Source organism: Mucilaginibacter sp. 320_HR, assembly GCF_059691875.1.
Map to the genome: position 1 here is coordinate 30,912 of NZ_JCAWAI010000007.1, position 22,080 is coordinate 52,991.

Annotated in this window: 14 protein-coding genes; 13 read left to right on the forward strand and 1 reads right to left on the reverse strand. The window is 42.6% G+C overall.

Going from position 1 to position 22,080, the window contains the following annotated elements:
• Positions 1 to 28 precede the first annotated feature (28 nt).
• Complete coding sequence (locus tag AC59GT_RS20025; protein WP_497239305.1) at positions 29 to 778, reverse strand: DUF5020 family protein; 750 nt, start codon at positions 776 to 778, stop codon at positions 29 to 31.
• Positions 779 to 877: 99 nt separating this feature from the next.
• Between AC59GT_RS20025 and AC59GT_RS20030 the strand changes: the two genes are divergently transcribed.
• From AC59GT_RS20030 to AC59GT_RS20090, 13 genes are all read left to right on the forward strand, one after another.
• Positions 878 to 2,044 (forward strand): hypothetical protein, encoded by a 1,167-nt coding sequence (locus AC59GT_RS20030; protein ID WP_497239306.1) that lies wholly within the window; start codon positions 878 to 880, stop codon positions 2,042 to 2,044.
• 194 nt (positions 2,045 to 2,238) lie between these two features.
• Positions 2,239 to 3,831, forward strand: a complete 1,593-nt coding sequence (locus AC59GT_RS20035; protein WP_497239307.1) for a SusR-related protein — start codon at positions 2,239 to 2,241, stop codon at positions 3,829 to 3,831.
• Positions 3,832 to 4,129: 298 nt separating this feature from the next.
• Entirely contained in the window at positions 4,130 to 7,117 is a 2,988-nt protein-coding gene (locus AC59GT_RS20040; protein WP_497239308.1) for a SusC/RagA family TonB-linked outer membrane protein, read from the forward strand.
• An 11-nt stretch (positions 7,118 to 7,128) separates the two neighbouring features.
• Positions 7,129 to 8,859: a RagB/SusD family nutrient uptake outer membrane protein gene (locus AC59GT_RS20045; protein ID WP_117381036.1), complete on the forward strand. Its 1,731-nt coding sequence runs from the start codon at positions 7,129 to 7,131 to the stop codon at positions 8,857 to 8,859.
• Between the two features lie 247 nt (positions 8,860 to 9,106).
• Complete coding sequence (locus AC59GT_RS20050; protein WP_497239309.1) at positions 9,107 to 9,337, forward strand: hypothetical protein; 231 nt, start codon at positions 9,107 to 9,109, stop codon at positions 9,335 to 9,337.
• Between the two features lie 940 nt (positions 9,338 to 10,277).
• Positions 10,278 to 11,231 (forward strand): BT_3987 domain-containing protein, encoded by a 954-nt coding sequence (locus AC59GT_RS20055; protein WP_497239310.1) that lies wholly within the window; start codon positions 10,278 to 10,280, stop codon positions 11,229 to 11,231.
• A gap of 144 nt (positions 11,232 to 11,375) precedes the next feature.
• The gene (locus AC59GT_RS20060) at positions 11,376 to 11,969 is read left to right on the forward strand and encodes an RNA polymerase sigma-70 factor (protein WP_497239311.1); all 594 of its coding nucleotides are present in this window, start codon (positions 11,376 to 11,378) and stop codon (positions 11,967 to 11,969) included.
• Positions 11,970 to 12,080: 111 nt separating this feature from the next.
• Complete coding sequence (locus tag AC59GT_RS20065) at positions 12,081 to 13,043, forward strand: FecR family protein (RefSeq protein ID WP_497239312.1); 963 nt, start codon at positions 12,081 to 12,083, stop codon at positions 13,041 to 13,043.
• Between the two features lie 144 nt (positions 13,044 to 13,187).
• Positions 13,188 to 16,589 (forward strand): SusC/RagA family TonB-linked outer membrane protein, encoded by a 3,402-nt coding sequence (locus AC59GT_RS20070; RefSeq protein WP_497239313.1) that lies wholly within the window; start codon positions 13,188 to 13,190, stop codon positions 16,587 to 16,589.
• A gap of 25 nt (positions 16,590 to 16,614) precedes the next feature.
• Positions 16,615 to 18,423, forward strand: coding sequence for a RagB/SusD family nutrient uptake outer membrane protein (locus AC59GT_RS20075; protein ID WP_497239314.1), 1,809 nt, complete (start codon positions 16,615 to 16,617; stop codon positions 18,421 to 18,423).
• A gap of 91 nt (positions 18,424 to 18,514) precedes the next feature.
• Complete coding sequence (locus tag AC59GT_RS20080; protein ID WP_497239315.1) at positions 18,515 to 19,453, forward strand: hypothetical protein; 939 nt, start codon at positions 18,515 to 18,517, stop codon at positions 19,451 to 19,453.
• 27 nt (positions 19,454 to 19,480) lie between these two features.
• The gene (locus AC59GT_RS20085; protein WP_497239316.1) at positions 19,481 to 20,638 is read left to right on the forward strand and encodes a redoxin domain-containing protein; all 1,158 of its coding nucleotides are present in this window, start codon (positions 19,481 to 19,483) and stop codon (positions 20,636 to 20,638) included.
• 12 nt (positions 20,639 to 20,650) lie between these two features.
• Positions 20,651 to 22,054, forward strand: a complete 1,404-nt coding sequence (locus AC59GT_RS20090) for an alpha-L-fucosidase (RefSeq protein WP_497239317.1) — start codon at positions 20,651 to 20,653, stop codon at positions 22,052 to 22,054.
• Positions 22,055 to 22,080 lie beyond the last annotated feature (26 nt).

Below are 22,080 nucleotides of genomic sequence, written 5' to 3' on the forward strand. Positions count from 1 at the left end.
AATATTTATGAAATTAAGCGTGCTGCTATTAATTTAACTTGATACGTACAGCTGCTGTTGGGTATACTTCAAAAACATCATTATTGAAATTTACATGATAGTAGCAGTTGATTTTGGTGCCGACAGAAATTGACGATGCAACTTTTACCCAGAATTGTGGCTCTGCAAAAAAGTAAAAGCGTTTGCCTTTAAGTGTTTTCGAGAAATCGTCGCCACGGTTCTTGTTCTCAGTCCAGATAGAAAAGTCGCCAGATACCTCTGCTCTGTAATTCCATAAGCCTTTGTAGAAATACATTGTATACAGGAAATCGTGGCTTGCTTTAGCATACGGGACATATTTATAAAACAGCACGCTGCTTATGAATGCATTGGCAATCTTAAAATGGTAGCTGGCACCTATTTCATAAGTGTTTATTATGTAGTAGCTATATTCCTTCGGCGTTGTTACACCTAATCCGCCGGCATATTGCAAGGTCATAAATATTTTAGGATGCCAAAACCTCACTTCCTGGGATACCTGCATAAAATACTTTCCGATATTGGTTTGATCACCAGCAAAGTCTGCCTGCGTTTTTAGTAGAAATGAACCAGGTTTGATGAAAGTTTTACCCGAATCAAGTTGCCTGTAGTACTCAAAATATAATGTTGGATAATTTTTCGGGTTTAATTTCGCGTTAAACTCATGTCTTAAATCATAGTGAAGCTGCAATGATTGTGCATTGTTTAAGAGCGGGATTAACGCCAGGCTGTAGATTAGAAAGTAAAGTTTTATTTTCATGTCGATTTTTGATGAGACAAACATCGCGTCGACTGGTATTTAGTAGCGGTAGCAGCACGGAAATTCTAAGGAATTGTAACTTTAAACGGAAATTAAAGGATGAAAGAACAAGACGAGCTGATATTTTCTTCGCTATTCCGTGACGCGTATGCGAAATGCTTTGGGCATCCAATGAGTGGGCCTTTAAGCGAGGCGGAAAGTAAGCTGTTAGCTACCCGTATGCTTGATGTTACCGGGCTGGCAATAGGGTGGCGCAGTTTAAAAAATTATTCTATCGCAATCTTCAGCAAGGAAACAGATAGGAAAGAAAACCCCTCAATTGCAACGCTCGACACAATAGCGCGCTTTGTACTCTCTGCCCCGTACACGAACGAAATTGCAAGAAAAAGTAATGAAAGTCATCACCCCTACTGGTACAAATACAGGGAGACTTCTACAATTAGCTCATCATCGGGTGAAAGCAAAACACCTTTTTTAAAATTGGTTTACGCAGCAGGGCTGGTTGTTATTCTTTTAGCAGTTTATTTTTTTGCAGCGTCGCGATGCACTCAACGTCCGTTTACCGACTCTTTTTCTAATGTAAGCAGCAGTGCACTAAAACAACGCGGATGGCGGTTACTCAATAACAATAATGAATACTGGGACAAACGGGGAGTAAATCCTAACATGCTTACATTATTCACGCTGCAGGGCGATAATTGGCCGGATAGCGCTACCAAGCCGCATGTTGACAATTTATTATACCGGGAAATTAATTCGCCCTCATATATTGCAGAACTGCAAATAGAAAACTTTATACCACAGGCAGAGTGGCAGCAAGCCGGTTTGCTTTTAATGGAAGATACATTATCCGGAGCATCAAGCGTTAGAATATCATTAGCATTTAACGATTTGTTTGGAGGCTACAAAAGGCCTAGCGAAATTATAATTCAGGCAATATCTTTATCATCGTCTGGCAGCAAGCCCGAAGAATTTGCCCACCACGTGGTGGTTTATCCGGACAGCAGTAAAGCCAATAATGTTTTGAACAATTTGAAGCACACTGCAATTCGTATAGTTGCGCATGAAAAGCTGTATCGGTTCTTGTTTTCTGGCAGCGACCGAACCAATGGACCTTTCAAGGAAGTAGCTAGTAAAACACTTGATTTTGTACCCCGTTATATCGGCATCTTTGCCTTAAAAGGAAATAAGCATGATGCGCCTGTAACGCCGGTTATGATTCAGAAGTTTAGCATTACCCCTGATTGCCGATCGGCTGCAATGTGAAATTTAGGGTGGCGATAACAAGACCGACCGCTAACAACATGGCAGTAAATTACACTTGTTTTTGTTCAATAATATGCCACTTGTTTGCCGCGGCGACGGAATAGCCGTGCTATAATTTTATAAAATTTACGCAGTGACGGCAAACCAATTCATATTGACGTAGCTTTGCATCGTCTACCTACGAAGCTTAATTCATGAGAAAGTTATTGTTGTTTACCTTGATTGGAGTAGCCCTTTTAAGCGTTAATGCATCAGCCACAAGCCGGGACAGTTTGCTTAAGGTACTCAGATCAGAGGTTGCCAAAATAAAAACATACGACGGGCAAAAGGATAAGGAAATAGCCGCACTCAGGTTAAAGCTCAACAGCCATAAATCAAGTGGACTAGAAGACAGGTACAACGCTGTACTAGGCTTATTTGAAGCTTTTAAAGATTATCGCTTCGACTCCACTTTCTATTACGCGCAGCAACTCGTATCAATAAGCCGCCAATTAAACGATAGCAGACGCCTCGCAGAGAACCGCCTGCGCCTGGGCCGGACACTTATCAGCTCTGGCATGTTCAAGGAAACTTTTGATTGCCTCCGCGAGATTAACCCGGCGGTACTGGACCGGGAGCTTAAAAAATCCTATTATATCCTTTACTCCTGGGCCTGGTCAGACCTTTCTAAGTACAACGCAGATCGCTTTTACGCCCCCGAAGATCGCGGTAAAAAGTTTCGCTACCTCGATTCGGCTATTGCATTAACAGATAAAGGCTCGTTTGAGCAACTTATATTAAAAGCGCAACAAGATCCCGGGGAAGGGCCACATCCATCGCGTTATTACATCGAACTGATGAATCGTAAGCTATCAGAGCATGAGAAAGCAATGGTAGTTACGGGGCTAAGCCGTTATCGTAAGGGAGACGAAAAGGTAAGCCTTCTGGCTGTTGCAGCTATCAATGATATACGGACTTCAACTTACCGGGCGCAGGCCATGCTGGACCTTGGCAACACATTGTTGGAGCAGGGTAAGGTAAATGACGCTTATACATTTTTGCAACTGGCAATGGAGCAAGCCAATAAGTTTGGTGCCCGTATGCAGCGTTACCAGGTTGCCCGTTTGCTATCGGTTGTATCTGCCGAACGCGACATGATGGCGCAGCGTGAAAGGCAACGCTTCTTAATAGTTCTATCGTCGGTAATCGTCATCACTATAATTATCAGTTTAGTTGGATTTATTGTTTTTGTACAGCTGAAGAAAGTACGCGCCGGCGAATTGGTTATCCGTGAGAACAACCGGCTTTTGGCTCAACAAAATACCAAGCTTTGGGAGGAAGGCCGGATAAAAGAAGAATACATTGGGTTCTTTTTCGGCGAGCTCTCCAGGCATATTGTAAAGTTGGACAAGCTGAAGAACAATTTACAACGAAAGGTGAAATCGGGCAGCGTTGACGAAGCACTACGGCAATTAGACAAGGTAGACATCCATGCAGAACGCCGGGAGCTGTTCCATACGTTTGACCAGATCTTTTTAAAACTCTTCCCGGACTTTGTAGAGGCTTTCAACGCTATGCTGCCCGAAGAGGACCAGCTTAAACCAAAAACAGCCGGAACCCTTACTACCCAACTGCGCATATTCGCGTTAATGCGTTTAGGGATCAGCAATAACGAAATGATTGCTGCAATACTGGAATATACCGTTAGTACGGTTTATACCTACCGGTTTCGCCTTCGCTCAAAGGCCTTAATACCCGCAGACGAGTTTGAACAACGCATTATGGGTATTAAACTTGCTGCTGATTAGCCTGCATGCCTCTGGATTTTTCTCCTTATTTTTCTTTGTAAACAACTGTTTAATAAACAGTTAATTTTTTATTGTTTTAGATTTTCCTCTGATGGCCTCTTGGTGTCTTGTAATTGCCACGCAGGCGAGCTTACTTGCACTGTAAACCAACTGCGCCGGAGCGATCTGGTGTTATCTACCTCAAAAATCTTTAAATGAAAAACGCCAACTGTGGAAAGGCGCCGCCTTAAAGCGCCGTGTTTCGCCGGGTCGTATGCAATCGGCTAGTCCCCAATTTATAAACCAATAAAACCATTTTATGCAAAAGAAATTTCTACTTCGTATAAGTACGTTTATGCTTTTTATGATGCTTAGCAGCATTGTAATGGCTCAAAACAGAACCATCACCGGCAAGGTTACCGATGCTGCCGATGGCACGCCAATGCCGGGTGTAAGTATCGTTGTAACAGGCTCATCAATCGGCACCACATCAGATGTGAATGGTGCTTATAGCTTAAATGTCCCTCCAACGGCAAAGAGCCTTACTTTCACTTTTATAGGGTATGCCACCCGTGAGGTACCCTTAACAGAATCAGCAACGCTAAGCGTTGGCCTTTCACAGGCTGCCAATACACTAAACGAAGTGGTAGTGGTAAGCGTTGGTTACGGCACGCTGGATAAGCGTGAGGTGTCAAGCGCCATTACGCATGTATCGGGCAGAGACCTGCTGCCTGTATCTGCCAATAACCCTTTAATGTCTTTACAGGGCAAAGTGGCTGGTCTTAACATTACCAACACTTCAAGCGGCGACCCAAATTCATCACCAAGCATACAGTTGCGAGGCGTATCATCACGTAACGGAGGACTTAGTCCGCTTTACGTGGTAAACGGCATTCCCGGCGGTAACATTGATAACATCAATCAAAATGACATAGAAAGTATTGATGTGTTAAAAGGTGGTGCAGCGTCAGCTATTTACGGTACGCGCGGAAGCAACGGTGTTATCATTATTACCACAAAAAAAGGAACTTCACAGTCCCGTATGTTTTATGACGGCTATGCGAGTTTTGATTATGTAACTAACCGCCTTGAAAACCTGTCACCAGAGGAATTTTTACAAAATCGTGTTCAGAACAAGCAAGGACAGGATTATGGTGCACGTACCAATTGGCTTGGTGCGGTAACCAATTCGCCGGCTTTCAGCCAAAAGCACACCATGCAACTTTCTGGCGGCACTGCTAAAACCAACTACTTTGCATCGGCAGATTACCGCAATGCAGATGGTATTGACCTTAGGGCACGCAAAAAGGAATACGGTGCAAGGATAAACATAAGCCACACTACAGACGACAATATCTTTGTAGGTACGCTTAGCATTGCACCACGGTACATGAATACCAGCAATTCAGATCAGGGTAACTTTAATAATGCTTTGACACTAAACCCGACTTACCCTATTTTCGATGAAACGGGTGGTTATAACTACATCAATACTGGTTTCTTCTCCAACAATCCCGTAGAAAACGGCAAGCTGATCAAGTCTGACGCGGAAATTAAAGAGATTGATGTCAACGCCTCATTAAGGGCTAATATTCTGAAGAACCTGAGCACTACTGTTACGATCTCTGAAATAAGCCGTTCTGGTCGGAACATGAACTTCACACCGTCTACTCTTTCCAGCATCGTACATGCTAACAAAACCACTCAAACCAATTTTGCATCGCAGGAACAGCAGGAAAACGATCAGAAAAATTTAGAATGGATAGGTAATTACTCGCTGGATGTGAACCGTAATCACTTTAAATTACTTGGTGGTTACTCTTATTCCCTGTACAATTACAAGCAATTCTATGCTCAGAACTACGACTTCCCATTTGACATCTATCAGTGGAACAACTTGGGTTCCGGCTTGTATAATGGCGGTGCAGCAGGGCAGGGGCAATCCGCTGTCGGATCAACCCAAAATGGTTCTACCCTTATTGCTTTCTTTGGAAGACTCAATTATGATTTTGATAACAAGTACATCCTGACCGGAAGCTTGCGTCACGAAGGATCCTCTAAGTTTGGGGCCAATAACAAGTGGGGGAATTTCCCGGCTGTATCAGTTGCCTGGAGGGTATCTGAAGAGGATTTCCTTAAAACTTCGGCCCCATGGATCAGCGATTTAAAAGTTAGGGCAGACTACGGTATAACCGGTAACCAGGATTTTGGCAACTACCTGTCATTGCTACTGTATGGTGGCGCTGGTTATTTTCCATTTAACGGTGTACAATACCAGGTGTATGGCCCTTCATCTAACGTAAATCCCGACCTAAGCTGGGAGCGTTCTATCAATTTCAACGCTGGTGTAGACTTCTCCTTATTTGATAGCCGGATTAGCGGTTCGTTAGATTTCTACGTACGCAAGAACAAAGATCTACTAGGCTATTATAACGTGCCGCTTCCGCCTAACCCTCAATCGCAAACGTTTACAAACGTTGGTACCATGAAAAACACCGGTATTGAGGCTACTTTGAGTGCAGCAGTGGTCAAACAGCGCGATTTTAGTTATAACATCAGCACTGCTTTTTCATACAACCGCAACAAGTTTATTTCTTTTTCAAACACTTTATACAAGGGAGCAACTTTCCAGGATGTTGCAGGTTTGTCTGCACCGGGGTCACCTGGCGAAATTCAGCGTATCGAAGAAGGGCACAGCATCGGTGAGTTTTACATGTTAAAGTCTGCCGGTGTAGATGACTCCGGAGCGCTGCTGGTTTACAGAAAAGACGGCAGCATAGTTCCGGCCAACCAGGCTTCCAGAGATGACAAGCAATATGTTGGTAACGGTCTGCCCAAGTTCATCGCTTCTTTAAGCAATAACTTCCGGTACAAACGCTTTGATTTAAACATATTCCTGCGCGGTGCTTTTGGATACAAAGTGTTTAACACACCGGCATTCTATTTGGGCACGCCGTCAACCCAGGCTGACGCTAATGTGCTTAAATCTGCTTACGACAGCAATAGCAAGTACTCCAAGCTAAAAAATTCAGCTACAACTACCATCGCGTCTGATTATTTCCTGGAATCGGGCTCTTTCGTGAAAATTGATAACGTAGCAATGGGTTATACACAGCCTTTAAATACCAAGTACTTAAAATCTGTACGGTTTTACGCTGCTGGCAGAAACCTGCACACGTTTACTTCTTATACCGGAGGTGATCCTGACCTGATAAACAGTAACGGACTGACGCCGGGCGTAAATACGTCGTTAAACTATTATCCATCAACGTTACAATTGATTCTTGGTCTGCAGGCCACATTTTAACATTTAACAGCATGAAAAAATATCAACTATATATAAGCAGTTTGTTCCTGACGGCAGTTTTAGCCGGCAGCTGCACCAAGCTGGACGAACATGTATACGACCGGGTGGATGCATCTGGGTTTTTAACCAGGCGAGACGATGTGATTAGAGATTTTCTTCGTCCGTTCGAACATGGTTACTGGAGCATACAAGGTAATGATTACTACGCCGCAAACGAGGATTGTACCGATGAGTACGGAACGTACAACCGCCAGGGGGACTGGCAGGATGGCGGTTATTACCAGCGCATGCATTACCACACCTGGACCACAAACGACTTTTTTACCAGCGGTGTATGGACAAACCTCTACCAGGGTATTGTACTTTCTACCAACTCATTACAGGATATGGAAGGTATTCAGGATCCGGCTAAGCTAAGCGTAACACCAGAGGAACTGGCAGACTTTAAGTCGGAGTTGCGTACGCTAAGGGCCTGGTTCTACCTAAGAGCATTTGATTTCTATCGCAATATCGAAATTGTAACCGATGTAAAAAATTCAACTCAAGGTAACCCACAGTCTACTCCGCAAGAAACATTCGCCTTTATTGAAAAGGAACTGACGGAGGCTATTCCGGGTTTACCTACCCGCGACCAGCTAGGCGCTAAAGGTATCGGCCGTTGGACAAAAGCTGGCGCTGCTGCATTGCTTGCCAGGCTCTATTTGAACGCTAAGGTTTATACCGGCGTAGAGAAGTTCACCGAATGCGAAGCAGTATGCAGGGACATTATTGGTGGTAAATATGGCAGCTACGCGCTTGATACACGCTGGGATGCGCCATTTGATTATACTAACACCTCTACAAGTTCAGAAGTGATCTATGGCTTTCCAGGCACCCTGGCGCGTACACACTGGCAATATGATGGCGGCATGTTCTTTAACGCTATGACGTATGATGCCGCTCCGTTATATTGTGGTTTTACAGACTTCGGGCAAGCTAACCCACGTTTTGCGCTTCAACCCGGACGTGATGTTGATAGCGTGGAGTACAGCTTCCAATTAGGAAAGCCATTCGTTAAATTTCAGAGGTACCCGGATGACCTGCGCCTGAAAAAGTATCGCAACCTGGGTGATAGCAAGCGCGAGGGCATGTTTCTTTATGGATATCTGCCTTTTAAACGTACAGTGAACGGCTCTGAACGTGCCGACACCGTAAGAGGCAATAAAGGCCCTTATCCGCTGTTTATCCGTGATCAGGTGGGGATGTTTCTGAATGCTAAGCCGGGTACAAAAATATCTGACAAAGAATCGAACATGAACCATGCTGATCACAATTCGGGTGTGTTCTTACTTAAATACCCGCTTTATCCTACGCCAGACCCTAATCGGATCACCTCCGCATATGCTGAAGTACGTTTGTCTGAAATTTACTATACACTGGCCGAGTGCCTTTACCGCAAAGGCGACAAATCCGGTGCGGCAGCACAACTAAATCAGGTAAGGCGCCGTAATTACCCGGATGGATCTCCAAGCTTATACAAGTTAGATGGCAGCCAGTTAACAGATCAGGAAATGCTTGACGAGTGGGGCAGGGAATTTATTGGCGAGAACAGGCGCAGAACTGACCTTATCCGCTGGGGTGTTTTCAGCACCGGAACATGGTGGGACAAACAGCCTGATGGCGATAAGCATACAGAAATATTCCCTATAGGTAAAGATATTCTCAATGTAAACCCGCAATTGAAACAAAATCCGGGTTATTGAGATTGGTTGAAGTTGGTTTATCGTACGGCGCCCCTGGTAAGGGCGCCGTTTTTTATATGCTGATAAAACTTTTTGGGCAGTTGCTGATGTCGTGAAGGTATGTCAAACGCGGGAAATTGTTATAAGCAAGAAAATTACATAGATCAGTTCAGTTAAAACATTTATAAAGTAACTGATGTAATATTAGTACCTCTCTCTAAACGCCCGTATGTATAGCAGCGTTTCCCCAGTAGGCTAATATAACATTATGAAAAAGTTCAGCATTTTTTTAATTGTGATTGGTATAGCTCTAATCATTTTCGGGAACATTTTTTACAAACACCATTTAAATGCCGACGACAGCGGAGGTTCAGCAAATGTCACAACAATAAACGGCAGCTGGTCAGTTAAGATACCAGTATTTTTTGGCGGTGTAATGCTGCTCTTTGGATCAATCTTCTACTACGTAGATAGCGACGAAAAACGTCTTGCTAAATAAATCTTAACAATTACTCACACCTTACATAAGAGTTTTTCGGGATTTGGCTTTTACTAAATTATCGGGAACCTCTGATGTGAATTACTCAGCTTGCTTTGTAAAACATAAAGGTTGTTTAGGTCTCTATTGACCAAATATCTTCGTTATTGAAGTTTAAAATATTAACAGCTCAGTTGTATGCTTATCAGCATTAAATTTTACATGATGAAGTTTTATTGATCGGGATCATCAACATACTCGACTCCTTAATAATGGGTCTCCAGCCCGAATTTCTATTTGAGTTTTTTGTTGATGAAAAGGGGCAGGGTCTTCTTCAGCATATGAGCCATTAACTCAGAGCCTAAGTCATAGTTCACCCTGCCTCTTCTCGATCTTTATCCCACTAAAGTAACTATGTAAATCTAAAGGAGCCTTTGGATAAAATTAATTCATTCTGATGCTGGAATGCAAGATTATAACCTTTAAACATCTGTATAAAAACTACTTATAAGACTTCCGGTGACCTGTGGCGGTTGATTATTACAGTCACTAATAGGTTAGCAGATGTGCGCAAATTATTTTTGTCTTGACAATAGGGACGCAATCGATTTATAATTGATGGCAAATCTTATAACATTATGCAAAATGTTCTTTAAGTACTCATTTAGCATCGTTGGCGAACAGTACAAAAGTGGCGTGCTCAATTAACCTTGGCTATATGATAAGAAATAAGTTGATTATGTAAAGGTTTTTGAAGTAAAAGGGCCTCTTATATTTCGGCATATACCCATAATGTAGACTGCCGGAGTTTGCAGGGGCAAGTAATGAGACTCTATTTTTATAAAAGTTCTAAAAGCAGTAAGGGTGTTACGGCTTTTGATATACTCTTCTTTGTAGCCGGGATTATTGTAATCCCGAATGATCAGCGCCAAATCAAAATTTAATAACTAGCTATAATCAAATGAAAAAAAGATCTACTAAACTTTATCTGTCACTTGTAACATTAATGGCTTGTCTTGCGCTATCATGTTCTAAGGAATCCGACAAGAATTACAACTACAAAAATGCCCCTACTTCTGTGGAATTACCCATTGCTGCTCATGCCGGCCCTGCAATGTTTGATAATGGAGGGTTTAAATATGCAGTGTCTAAAAGTATAAGCTCTACTCCGCAGCCTTTAGCTACTACTGTTCTCTTGTCGGGCACAAAGCCCCTCAACAAAGATATTACTGTTACTTTGAGCATAGATGCAGCAGCGTTAACCTCATTGAATGCTGAGCATCGCAAACTTTACGTAGCTGATAGCTTAGCTGCGGTAAAAGATGGTAACGATTTGCCAAACTCATCAGACTTCAAATATGAGCTCTACGAGAGTTTACCTGCTGATGCTTACAGTGCACCAACCTCAACGGTGGTGATACCGGCCAGGCAAACCACAGCAGACTATATTGTTAATATAAACACATCCAAACTTACACTTGGTGTTAAGTACATGCTCCCTATATCCATTACCGACGCTCAAGGACAGCAGATAAACTATTACAAATCAGTGTACTACATAGTTGGAATAAAAAGTGCTTATGAGGGCGAAGCAAAAGCAACCGGAACGATAGAGTTTCCGGATCCATCTATAAACCGCTCTTGGACAAACCGGGACAAAACATTAACAACTGTAAATGGCAATATTATACGTGTTGAAGCAGCTGATTTGGGAGGTAGCAACTATTACATGTGGTTGATTGTTAATCCTGATAACTCCGTTACTGTAATTTCTGCGCCGGGTTCGGCAAATCCCTCCATACAAACAAACGGAAGTTGCACGTATGACCCTGCAACTAAAACTTTTGATCTTCACTACAAGTATGTAGGAGGTACTGGCGACAGAATTATAACGGAAAAGATAATGCTAAATTAAATTTAAATTTTGCATAAGCCGCTTCATAATGATGAAGCGGCTTTTTTCATTTGTGTGATTTTGATCCCCGCAATCCCACAAAATGTCTAAGTGACGGCTAATGCAACAAAAAGTATCTAATGTTAAAAAAATATTAATATTTTAGTGAAAACATTGCCATTCCTGATGAAGTCTGATGTGAAGCTTACTGATAGCGAGTTACTTGATCTGTTTGCCAACGGCAATGATAATGCTTTTGCAGATATATATAACAGGTACTGGAAAAGGCTTGTTGCACTAGCTTATAGCTATACAAAGGAGAAGTTTGCTGCAGAAGAAATAGTACAGGAGGTTTTCGTTAGCTTGTGGAATAGAAGAGGGCATGTGAAAATAGAAACGCTTAATTCTTATCTGGCAACCTCAATTAAGTTTGCCGTATTTAAAGGCATATACACTAAAAACCGGCACGAGAAATTGCTTGAAAAAATGCCCGGTTCCCCGTCGGCAGATCTCCCGGAGGATTTATTACACGCAAAATTTTTGGAGGAGTATGTTAACGGCCTTGTGGAGCAACTACCAGAAAAGTGCCGTTTGGTTTATCAATACAGTCGCCAGAAAGGATTGTCGCCGCAGGAAATTGCAGATGAGATGAACATTGCTAAAAAAACAGTTGAAGCTCATTTGACAAAAGCACTCAAGGTCCTTCGTCTTAATCTTAAAGAGATGATGATCCTGATAATTTTGCTAAACCAGCACTAAGGCGATACCTCATATTGCCTAATCCATAAAGTAGCTTTATTATTAAAAATAAATGTCCCGCCACTAAGGGTAGGCGCGGGCTTATGGTACTTCATATTAATTGCCGTTAGAATGGAAGAGTCGAGAAAAGAGTATTTAGTAAAAGGATATATTGAGGGAACTGCCACGCCTTCAGAAAGGGATGAGCTATTATCCTGGTATAGGGCACAAGGCAATCAAGCTCACTTATCTCCATATCAAAGCGAATCCGAAGAGAATGAAGCAAAAAAAAGAATTTTTAATAACATACAGCAGCAAGTAAAAGCCACAAGGCGAAGTAAGTCACTTACCTTGTCCAGGTTAGCTATAGCTGCATCAGTAATAGTAATTGTTTGTCTTGCTATCTTTTGGGGTACTAATAAGGGAGATTCTACTGTTGAGTTAGCTACTGTTACCACTAAAGCGGGCGAAAGAAAAATTATTGAATTAACGGATGGCTCAAAAATTTGGCTGAGCGCAAAAAGCTCTCTTATTTACCCGGTGGCTTTCAACGGACACACCAGAGAAGTAACGTTTACTGGTGAAGCGTTCTTCGATATAGCTAAAGATAAAGAACATCCTTTTATTGTTCATACAGCTAACACCAGCACCAGAGTACTAGGAACAAGCTTTAACATTAAATCTTTCACAGAGCACGAGGATGTAGTTATTGCGTTATTCACCGGCAAGGTTTCCTTTGCCGGCGACAAGAAAGATGTGACTTTATTACCGAACAATCAAATTGTTTATAACAAAAAGACAAACCTTGCTAAGGTACTGCCCATACCTGATGTTAGCGCCATTTTAGGCCGGCATAATGGATATTATGAGTACAAAAATGTACCAGCTAAGGAGGTAGTGGAAGATATCACCAGATTGTATAATCTCCAGGTGAAGGTGCAAGGTGGAGTAAAAGATTGTACGTTTTTTGGCCGGATAAAACCAGGTGAAAGTCCTGAAAAATTCCTGAAGAAAATGGCATTCGTGGTTAATGCCAAAATGACTCAAAAAGATAGTGTATGGACGATCAAAGGAGGAGGGTGTAATTTGAAATAACGATATACTCTCATCAAAAGATCAGTAGTCGCCCCGTGCGAGGGGGCGCTTACTGAATCAAAAAAACATCCAACAAACAGCTATACCTCCATGGCGTGCAACCCAGGGTACTTGCTAATTTTTAACGTTTTATCGAGTGAATATATGAAAAATAATGTATCCCGCTATATGGGACGCAAGTACATGCTTTTTATGAAGATAAGCACCATTGTTCTGATCATTTTATGTAGTTCAGGTATTATTGTAGCCGCAACTGACGCTAACGGGCAGGATGTACTCAAGAAGCATGTTACCGTTGAATTTAAAAATATCCTGTTAAGTGAAGCGCTTGAAAATATTTCTGCTGCTTCCGGGGTAAAATTTACCTATAACGGATCGGTGGCTAACAGCAATGCCCGCGTGTCCGTTAAGGTAGTTGACAAGGAGCTTGGCACAGTGTTAATTTATGCTCTTGATAAAACACCTTTTACATTTTCGGTACTTGAAGATGAGATATTGATAAAATACCAGCAGAAAGCTCCGGTTATAAGCAAGCCGAAGCAAGCCCAGCGAATTGTCACCGGTAAAGTTGTCGACGAAAAAGGAGAAGCTTTGCCAGGAGTAACTGTACGTGTGAAGGGCACCACAAGGGGCGGCATTACCGATGTTGCGGGAAAATATCAAGTTCAGGTAAACGACGAAACAGAGGTTTTGGTTTTTGGGTTTATTGGGTACATAACCCAGGAAATAGCAGTTAATGATCAAAAGGTTATTGATGTTAAGCTTGCGCCGCAGCCGCAAAATGAGTTAAAGGAGGTGGCAGTTGTTGCTTACGGAACTCAGCGGAAAGTTAGCCTTGTAGGTGCGCAATCTACCGTTGATGTAGACGAATTGAAACAGCCAGTAGCCAACCTTTCCACTTTACTTGCAGGAAGGTTGTCTGGTATAGTTGGTGTACAACGTTCCGGTGAGCCGGGTTCTAACAGCGCCAACATATGGATACGCGGTATATCAACCTTTACTAATAATAGCACAGGACCCTTGGTATTGGTAGATGGTGTTACGCGTTCGATAGACAATCTTGATCCGCAGGACATCCAATCTTTTACCATCCTAAAAGATGCATCAGCCACAGCAGTTTACGGTGTAAGAGGTGCCAATGGTGTTATACTAGTGCAAACCAAAAGGGGGAAATCTGGTAAACCGAAAATCGATGCTGATTATTATGAGGGTTTATCTTCATTTACCCGCAGGCCCGAAATGGCCGATGGCATAACTTACATGAATGCCGTTAATGAGGCAAACACCACACGCGGCGGGGTGCCGAAGTACTCACAGCAATACATCAGAAACACACAAAATAATGTCGATCCATTATTGTACCCCAACATTGACTGGTTGGCTGCTGTATTTAAAAACACAAGCCGTAACAGGCGTGCCAACGTCAACATTAACGGCGGTGCACCCAATGCAAAATATTATGTTTCGGCAAGTTATTACAATGAAGGTGGTCTATTAAAGACGGACAAACTATCCACCTTCGATTCCAATATCGACTACACACGTTACAACTTTACCAGCAACGTTGATTTGGATGTTACTAAAAGCACCAAAGTTGCTTTAGGTGTACAGGGTTATGTAGGCAAAGGGAACTATCCTTCTGTTTCTTCAGGCGATATTTTTGGTCAGGCCATGATTGTTTCCCCGGTGGTATTTCCTATAGAATACCCCGGCGGGTTTGTCCCTGGGGTAAATCCAAATGGTGATCAGCGTAACCCATATGCTGACCTGACAAGAAGGGGTTACAGAACCAATTTTCAAAATCAATTATATTCAAATATAAGAATCACACAGGATCTAAACTCAATTGTAAAGGGGCTTACATTTACTACACTTTTCGCCTTTGATGCGAACAATGTCAACGGCGTTCTACGTCAAAAGAGAGAAGATACCTGGTATCCCGACCAAAATACACCGTACAATGTTGACGGTACCTTAAACCTGGTAAGAACTTACACCGGTAATGGTAATTATCTAAACTTTAGTGCGTCAAGTAGTGGTAGAAATAAGGTATATACCGAGTCGTCTTTCAACTATGACCGCACCTTCGGTAAGCACCGTATCGGCGGGCTGATCTTATTTAACCAGGAGGATGAGACAAGATTCCCGGCGGGTGATTTTACTACTTCGATACCATACCGTTTAAGGAGTTTGGCAGGTAGGGCAACCTACTCGTATGCTGACCGTTACTTTGCCGAGTTTAACATGGGTTACAACGGTTCTGAGAACTTTGCTCCGGAGAACAGGTACGGATATTTTCCCGCATTTGGCTTAGGTTGGCTGGTGTCAGAGGAAAAGTTTTTTGAATCTATCAAGAAGACCATTTCATTTTTAAAGTTCAGGTACAGTAACGGGATTGTGGGAAGTGCCGATATTGGGCTAGGTCGCCGATTTGGCTATTTAACACTGTTATCAGACCAGGCAGATGGTTACACTTATGGCCTGAATAATACCAATTCTATAGGCGGTATTAACATTACAGACTACGGAGTAGATGTTACCTGGTCTAAGTCGCACAAACAAGACCTTGGTATTGACATAAGAGCTTTTAACGATTCCTTCTCGCTAACATTCGACTTGTTTAAAGAACACCGAACAGGAATATTCCTGCAAAGGGCAGCAGTACCGGGCTATGTCGGTTTAACATCATCGCCGTACGCTAACCTGGGTATTGTAGACAATAAAGGCTTTGATGCCACTGTTGAGCAGCGCCTTAACATAGGTGCCACTGTAGTAAACCTGCGTGGGAATATAACTTACAACAGAGATAACGTTGTTGAGAACGATCAACCTTCACCAAAGTATCCTTGGAATGACCAGAGAGGCCATAATATACTTGCTGACTTTGGTTATATAGCTGAAGGATTATTTACCAGCCAGGAAGAGATTGATAACAGTGCGGTACCAGGTTCGAAGCAAAGCATTCGCCCGGGCGATATCAAGTATCGTGACCTGAATGGCGACGGCATCATTAATGCTTACGACCGTACAGAGATTAGCAGAGGAGATGTACCATCTTTAATATACGGCATTGGTTTTAACGTTGCTTATAAAGGTTTTAATCTTGGTGCATTTTTCCAGGGCACAGGCCATGCTTCCAGATACATCTCTGGTAACGCTATACAACCTTTCGCTACCAACGGAGGCATCAGCAATGCCTATTCTAACATTACCGACAGGTGGACTGAAGAAAATCCGAGCCAAGATGTGTTTTACCCACGTTTGGCTTACGGAGATGGCGACAACACCAACAATACGCAGCACAGCTCGTGGTGGGTAAAGGATGTACAGTTCATCCGTTTAAAAACGCTTGATATAGGGTACATGCTTCCGAAATCTGCGTTCCGCAAAATAGGGATGAGCAGTGCCCGCATTTACGTTATGGGTTACAATGTTTTCACCATCAGCAAATTTAAGCTTTGGGACCCTGAGCTGAACACCGGCAATGGTACTGCGTATCCCAATGTGAAAACAATCTCTTTCGGTATTAGTGCTCAGTTTAATTAACGGACAACATTATTAAAAAGATAATATGAAACGAATTTTAATAACAGTCATTGCAATATGCACGTTCAGTCTTTCATGTAAAAAAGGGTTCTTAGACCAGGTACCTGACGACCGTCTTACGCTCGATGAAACATTCAGAAACCGGAATACAGCTGAAAAGTTCTTAGCAAACGTTTACTCCGCAATACCTGATGAGGCTTCGCAACGCTTTCCTGGTGGTGACAACAGTATAGGTGAGTGGACAGGTGGTTCAGATGAAGCTGAATACGACTGGGGGTTTGTTGCTACTCAAAATATAAATAATGGTAACTATGATGCATCAAGCGATTTTATAGGCGGTTTTTGGACTACCTATTACCGCGGGATTCGTTCTGCAGGAATATTTATGGATAATGTCGACAAAGTTGCTGATTTACCTACCTCTTTAAAAATTCAATACAAAGCGGAGGCCAGGGCATTGCGAGCTATTTACTATTTCTGGTTGATGCGCATTTATGGACCAGTCGTAATCACCGGCGACAAGACCATCGCTCCTGATGCATCGTTTGCTGATGTGCAGCTGCCACGGAGTTCGTTTGACGAATGTGTTGAGTACGTGACATCAGAGTTGGATGCTGCAATGGTCAATTTACCTTTAAAAGCGTCGAACGATAATAACTATGGTCGTATTAACAAAGCTTTTGCTATGGCTGTAAAGTCCCAGGTTTTGTTATATGCAGCCAGCCCGTTATTCAACGGTAACTCCGACTATAGTTCTATGGTTAATGCTGACGGGAAAAAATTAATTAATGATCAGTATGACGCTACTAAGTGGAAGAAAGCCGCTGATGCAGCAAAGGCGTTTATTGATCAGTTCGTTCCATCTCAATTTGATCTTTACCGCGTAAACGATGCTAGCGGCAACTTCAGTCCGTATCTATCTTGTCGCGACGTAATGCTGGTGGATTGGAACAAGGAAATTATATACGCTAGAATTAGTGCGGGCGTTACCAACCGGGCTTATGAACTGGCGCCTTATCACTCTGGTTACGCCGATGAGGTTAGAGGTAGCGGCGGTTTGGGAGCAACCCAAACCATGGTTGATGCTTACTTTATGGCTAACGGGCGTTCTATAGACGATAGTAAATCAGGCTATGTAAAAACAGGTTTTTCTGATTTCCAGGCACCCTATGATGACAAGGCCCGCAGTACCTACAATCAATGGACAAACAGGGAACCCCGTTTTTATGTAGGGATAACTTACAACGGCAGCAGGTGGCTGAATACCAATAGTGGCGAAGTAATTACTCAAACCTACAATACAGGTAATTCAGGTAAGCAAACTGGTGGGAACGACTATTCGCCAACCGGCTATATTGTTCGTAAGAATATTGTAACTGGTGACTGGAGGCAAGGCGGAAGATCGTGGGTGATGCTCAGGCTTGCAGAGATCTACCTTAACTATGCCGAAGCGCTAAACGAAAGTGACCCAGGCAATGCCGATGTTTTAAAGTACGTTAATCTGATAAGGAACAGGGCTGGCGTGCCGGAATATGGTACAGGAGACCTGCCTGTTCCTGCAGGACAGACTGCCATGAGGGAAGCGATCAGGAAAGAACGCAGGGTTGAACTTGCATTTGAGAACAGCCGCTTTTTTGATGTACGCCGCTGGAAAATTGCGGAAACCACAGATAACGGGCCGTTTAAAGCATTAAATATAAGCGCTAACCTTCCAGAGTTTTATAACTTGGTAACCTTTGAAAATCGCGTATTTACTAAAAGACATTACCTGTATCCCATCCCGCAAAAGGATGTGGACAGTGATAAGCAGTTAGTTCAAAATACCGGCTGGTAAATAATTCATTACTGAAGGGGCATTGTACGATGCCCCTTTAAAAAAATCTACTAATTGCCTGCAGCTATTTAAAGCAGGTTAACTTATCCCTATGATTTCTAGGATCAAATTAATAACTGGCGCAATTGCTTTAGCTGCGCTGATGGGAACCTCATGCAGAGAAACGCACTTTGCAAATCCGAGTAAAGCAACAAAAACCGCCAATACAAAGGTGGGTGCACCACCTTTTAAATGGAAAGAGCACTGGTTTGAGCATGATTTAACAGTTACCCGTACATTTTATGATAACAACGCTGCTGTTTACTATGATGATAACATGTCGCGAGATGTAGTCTGGCCAAACAAGGTTATCTCTGATGCGTGGGCTTACGTGAAAAGTACATATGGCAACTTTGGTGATTCTACCAGGCTGTATGTCATTTTTCACAAAGTGGTAAATGGCAAACTTGGCGGTGGGCACCCGGCATCGTACTTCGACGAGAGTCATGACTATCGGAATGTTATCGATTGTGGCCTTGCTGACTGGACTAATCCGTCAGGGCAGCAAATCGGTATGCCAATACATGAGATAGGCCATATTATATGCGGCGCAAGCCATGGAGTAAAAGGGTCTCCATCTGACGCATTATGGGGAGACAGCAAGTTCATGGAAATATTCATCTATGATGTTTACTTGCACATAGGCTACGAATCAGAAGCCGCAAAAGTGTTCCAGGAAATGCAAAGTAAATACGACACGTTCCCGCGAGCAAACACTCAGTGGTTTAAAAACTGGTTTTACCCTATTTACAATCAACACGGTAAAGCCGCTGTACTGAACAAATACTTTGAATTGCTTGCCAAATACTATCCAAAGAAGGACGGGAATGAATTTGACCACGATCTTAATTGGGGCGAGTTTGTACATTTTTGGAGCGGTGCTGCCGGCGTTAATTTAAAAGAACAAGCCACTGTAGCCTTTGGATGGAACAACAAAACCGAAGCCCAGTTTGTGGCAGCACAAAAGGCTTTTCCACAAATCATATATTAAAAAGCTTATTAAGGCCCTATAACATCTATGAAAAAGTTAATAAAAAAGTTTGCTGGACTTGCTTGCCTGGTATTAGCGCTTCCGGCGGTAAGCAGTGGGCAGACTGCAAACTTCACCCTCTCGGGAAATATTGGTGATCTCAGCAAACCATCTATGGTCTATTTAGATTACATGGACAATGGTAAAAGCCATGAGGATTCTACAGAGCTTGTTAATGGCAAGTTTAAGTTTACCGGACGTATTCAGGACATTGCTACTGCACGTATGTCCGTTGCTCATGGCGGAGGGGGAAAGCAATTTGCAATTTATCGTGGTGGTGATGTTATCTATTTCTACTTCGGGACAGAAAATATTACCATGACCTCTAAAGATTCGCTTACTAACGCTGCTGTAAACGGGTCTAAAGTTTATGAAGAATTTACCGCTTATAACAAAACTATCGGTGGATCAATGATGGCTCTTACCAAAGCCGTTAACCAGGATTTTGCAAGCGGCACACCAGAGCAGCAGAAAGATACAAGTTTTATAAAAGCAGTTGATGCGCGCTTCCGCAGGGCCATAGCGGCAAGATCTGATAAACAGCTGCAATTTGCTAAAGAACACCCAAACTCTTATTTCGGGCTGGTAGCACTTTCTGAAGCTGCCGGCACTAAAGTTGACTTAGCTAAAATAGAACCGATTTACAAGGCAATAAATCCAAAGTTTAAGCAAACAGATGTGGGTATAGAATTGGCTCAGCGTATTAAGGCCGCCAGCACCATAGTGATTGGAAATCAGGCTCCGCTGTTTACCCAAACAGACCTGAATGGTAAACCCCTGTCTCTAGCATCCTTAAAAGGCAAAGTGGTATTGATTGATTTTTGGGCAAGCTGGTGTAGCCCATGCCGTGCAGAAAATCCGAATTTGTCTAAACAGTACCAGCTTTACAAAGACAAAGGGTTTGAAATACTTTCGGTTTCGTTAGATAGCGATAAAAAAAGCTGGGAAACTGCGATAGATCATGACGGTATGCCGTGGAAACACGTGTCAGATTTAAAAGGCTGGAACAATAATGTAGGCCGCCTATATGGAATAAGAGCGGTACCTGCTTGCTTTCTTGTTGATGCAAACGGTAAGATTATCGCTACCGATGTCAGAGGCGAATCATTAAATGCAAAGCTTAAAGAGCTGTTTTCAAAACAATAATCAAATATTAAGATGACTAAGTATAAAGCCATAGGCTTGTTTTTTCTTGTTGTACTTTTCACAAAGGTTAAATCGCAAACTTTAGAGAATGCATCGCCGCGGCCGCTTGCTCAACTGCAGCAAGAATTCGTTGACCTGCGTTTTGGAATGTTTATCCACTTCAATATTCCAACTTACATGAACCAGGACTGGGCAGACCCGGAAGCTCCGGCTTCTCTGTTTAACCCTACAAAGCTCAACTGCGCTCAATGGGCAAAGGCAGCAAAATCTGCCAATATGAGCTATGGCTGCATTACTACTAAGCACCATAGTGGTTTTTGCATATGGGATACCAAGACAACCAACTATAATGTGATGAACAGCCCGTTAAAAAGAGATGTTGTTAAGGAGTATGTTGATGCGTTCAGAGCAAATGGGTTGAAGGTTTTTTTGTACTATTCTATATTAGATACACATCATCAATTACGCCCTAATGCTATTACACCTAAGCACATAGCAATGGTGAAAGCACAAATAACCGAACTTATGACTAAGTATGGTAAAATTGATGCTTTGATCATAGACGGTTGGGATGCGCCATGGTCTAGAATATCTTACGATGATGTGCCGTTTCAGGAAATATACACATTGATTAAATCCAAGCAGCCGAATTGTCTTGTGATGGACCTCAATGGTGCAAAGTACCCGGCAGAAGGCATGTACTACACTGATATCAAAACTTATGAGATGGGAGCAGGGCAACGGGTTGCTACCGACAAGAATACCATGCCAGCGCTTGCATGCCTGCCGTTGCAGTATAATTGGTTTTGGGAAACCAATCACCCGACCGATCCGGTAAAAGCCCCCTCGAAAATTGTAAATGATATTTTGATACCCTTGAATAAGGTAAATTGCAATTTTATACTGAACGTAGCGCCAAATCGCGACGGGCTTTTTGATGATAATGCACTGGCGGCCTTAAAAGAAATTGGTAGATTATGGAAAAACGAGGGAGCGGTAGGCAAGCTACCTGCTCTCGATGCACCCATTATATCTCACAACCTTGCGAAAAGGGTGTATTCAAACTCTAGTTGGAGCGATGATTCGTCTATAATGGACTTTGCTAACGATGATGATTTCAGCACTTCATGGGTATCTAACCCAACTGTGACAAAGCCTTGGTACGAGGTTGCGTTAAAGCCTGAACATCCGTTTAACACTATTGTAATTGCCGAACAGAAGCCGAACATTACTGATTATACGCTGGAGTACTTAAGTAATGGCGTTTGGAAGAAACTATTAACAGGGCAGAATAAAAGTAGGGTAAAGGTGCATCGTTTTAATACTGTGAAAGGCAGCAAGGTTCGAATAAGGATTGATAAAGCCGATCACCAGGTTTCAATAGCAGAGTTTCAAGTTTACAACGAAAGAAGATAACAGTGCCGCATTAATTATATCCTAAA

Excerpts from the sequence above, each read along its gene's own strand:
- AC59GT_RS20025 (WP_497239305.1), bottom strand. The coding sequence starts at position 778 with ATGAAAATAAAACTTTACTTTCTAATCTACAGCCTGGCGTTAATCCCG.
- AC59GT_RS20030 (WP_497239306.1), top strand. The coding sequence starts at position 878 with ATGAAAGAACAAGACGAGCTGATATTTTCTTCGCTATTCCGTGACGCG.
- AC59GT_RS20035 (WP_497239307.1), top strand. The coding sequence starts at position 2,239 with ATGAGAAAGTTATTGTTGTTTACCTTGATTGGAGTAGCCCTTTTAAGC.
- AC59GT_RS20040 (WP_497239308.1), top strand. The coding sequence starts at position 4,130 with ATGCAAAAGAAATTTCTACTTCGTATAAGTACGTTTATGCTTTTTATG.
- AC59GT_RS20045 (WP_117381036.1), top strand. The coding sequence starts at position 7,129 with ATGAAAAAATATCAACTATATATAAGCAGTTTGTTCCTGACGGCAGTT.
- AC59GT_RS20050 (WP_497239309.1), top strand. The coding sequence starts at position 9,107 with ATGAAAAAGTTCAGCATTTTTTTAATTGTGATTGGTATAGCTCTAATC.
- AC59GT_RS20055 (WP_497239310.1), top strand. The coding sequence starts at position 10,278 with ATGAAAAAAAGATCTACTAAACTTTATCTGTCACTTGTAACATTAATG.
- AC59GT_RS20065 (WP_497239312.1), top strand. The coding sequence starts at position 12,081 with ATGGAAGAGTCGAGAAAAGAGTATTTAGTAAAAGGATATATTGAGGGA.
- AC59GT_RS20070 (WP_497239313.1), top strand. The coding sequence starts at position 13,188 with ATGAAAAATAATGTATCCCGCTATATGGGACGCAAGTACATGCTTTTT.
- AC59GT_RS20075 (WP_497239314.1), top strand. The coding sequence starts at position 16,615 with ATGAAACGAATTTTAATAACAGTCATTGCAATATGCACGTTCAGTCTT.
- AC59GT_RS20080 (WP_497239315.1), top strand. The coding sequence starts at position 18,515 with ATGATTTCTAGGATCAAATTAATAACTGGCGCAATTGCTTTAGCTGCG.
- AC59GT_RS20085 (WP_497239316.1), top strand. The coding sequence starts at position 19,481 with ATGAAAAAGTTAATAAAAAAGTTTGCTGGACTTGCTTGCCTGGTATTA.
- AC59GT_RS20090 (WP_497239317.1), top strand. The coding sequence starts at position 20,651 with ATGACTAAGTATAAAGCCATAGGCTTGTTTTTTCTTGTTGTACTTTTC.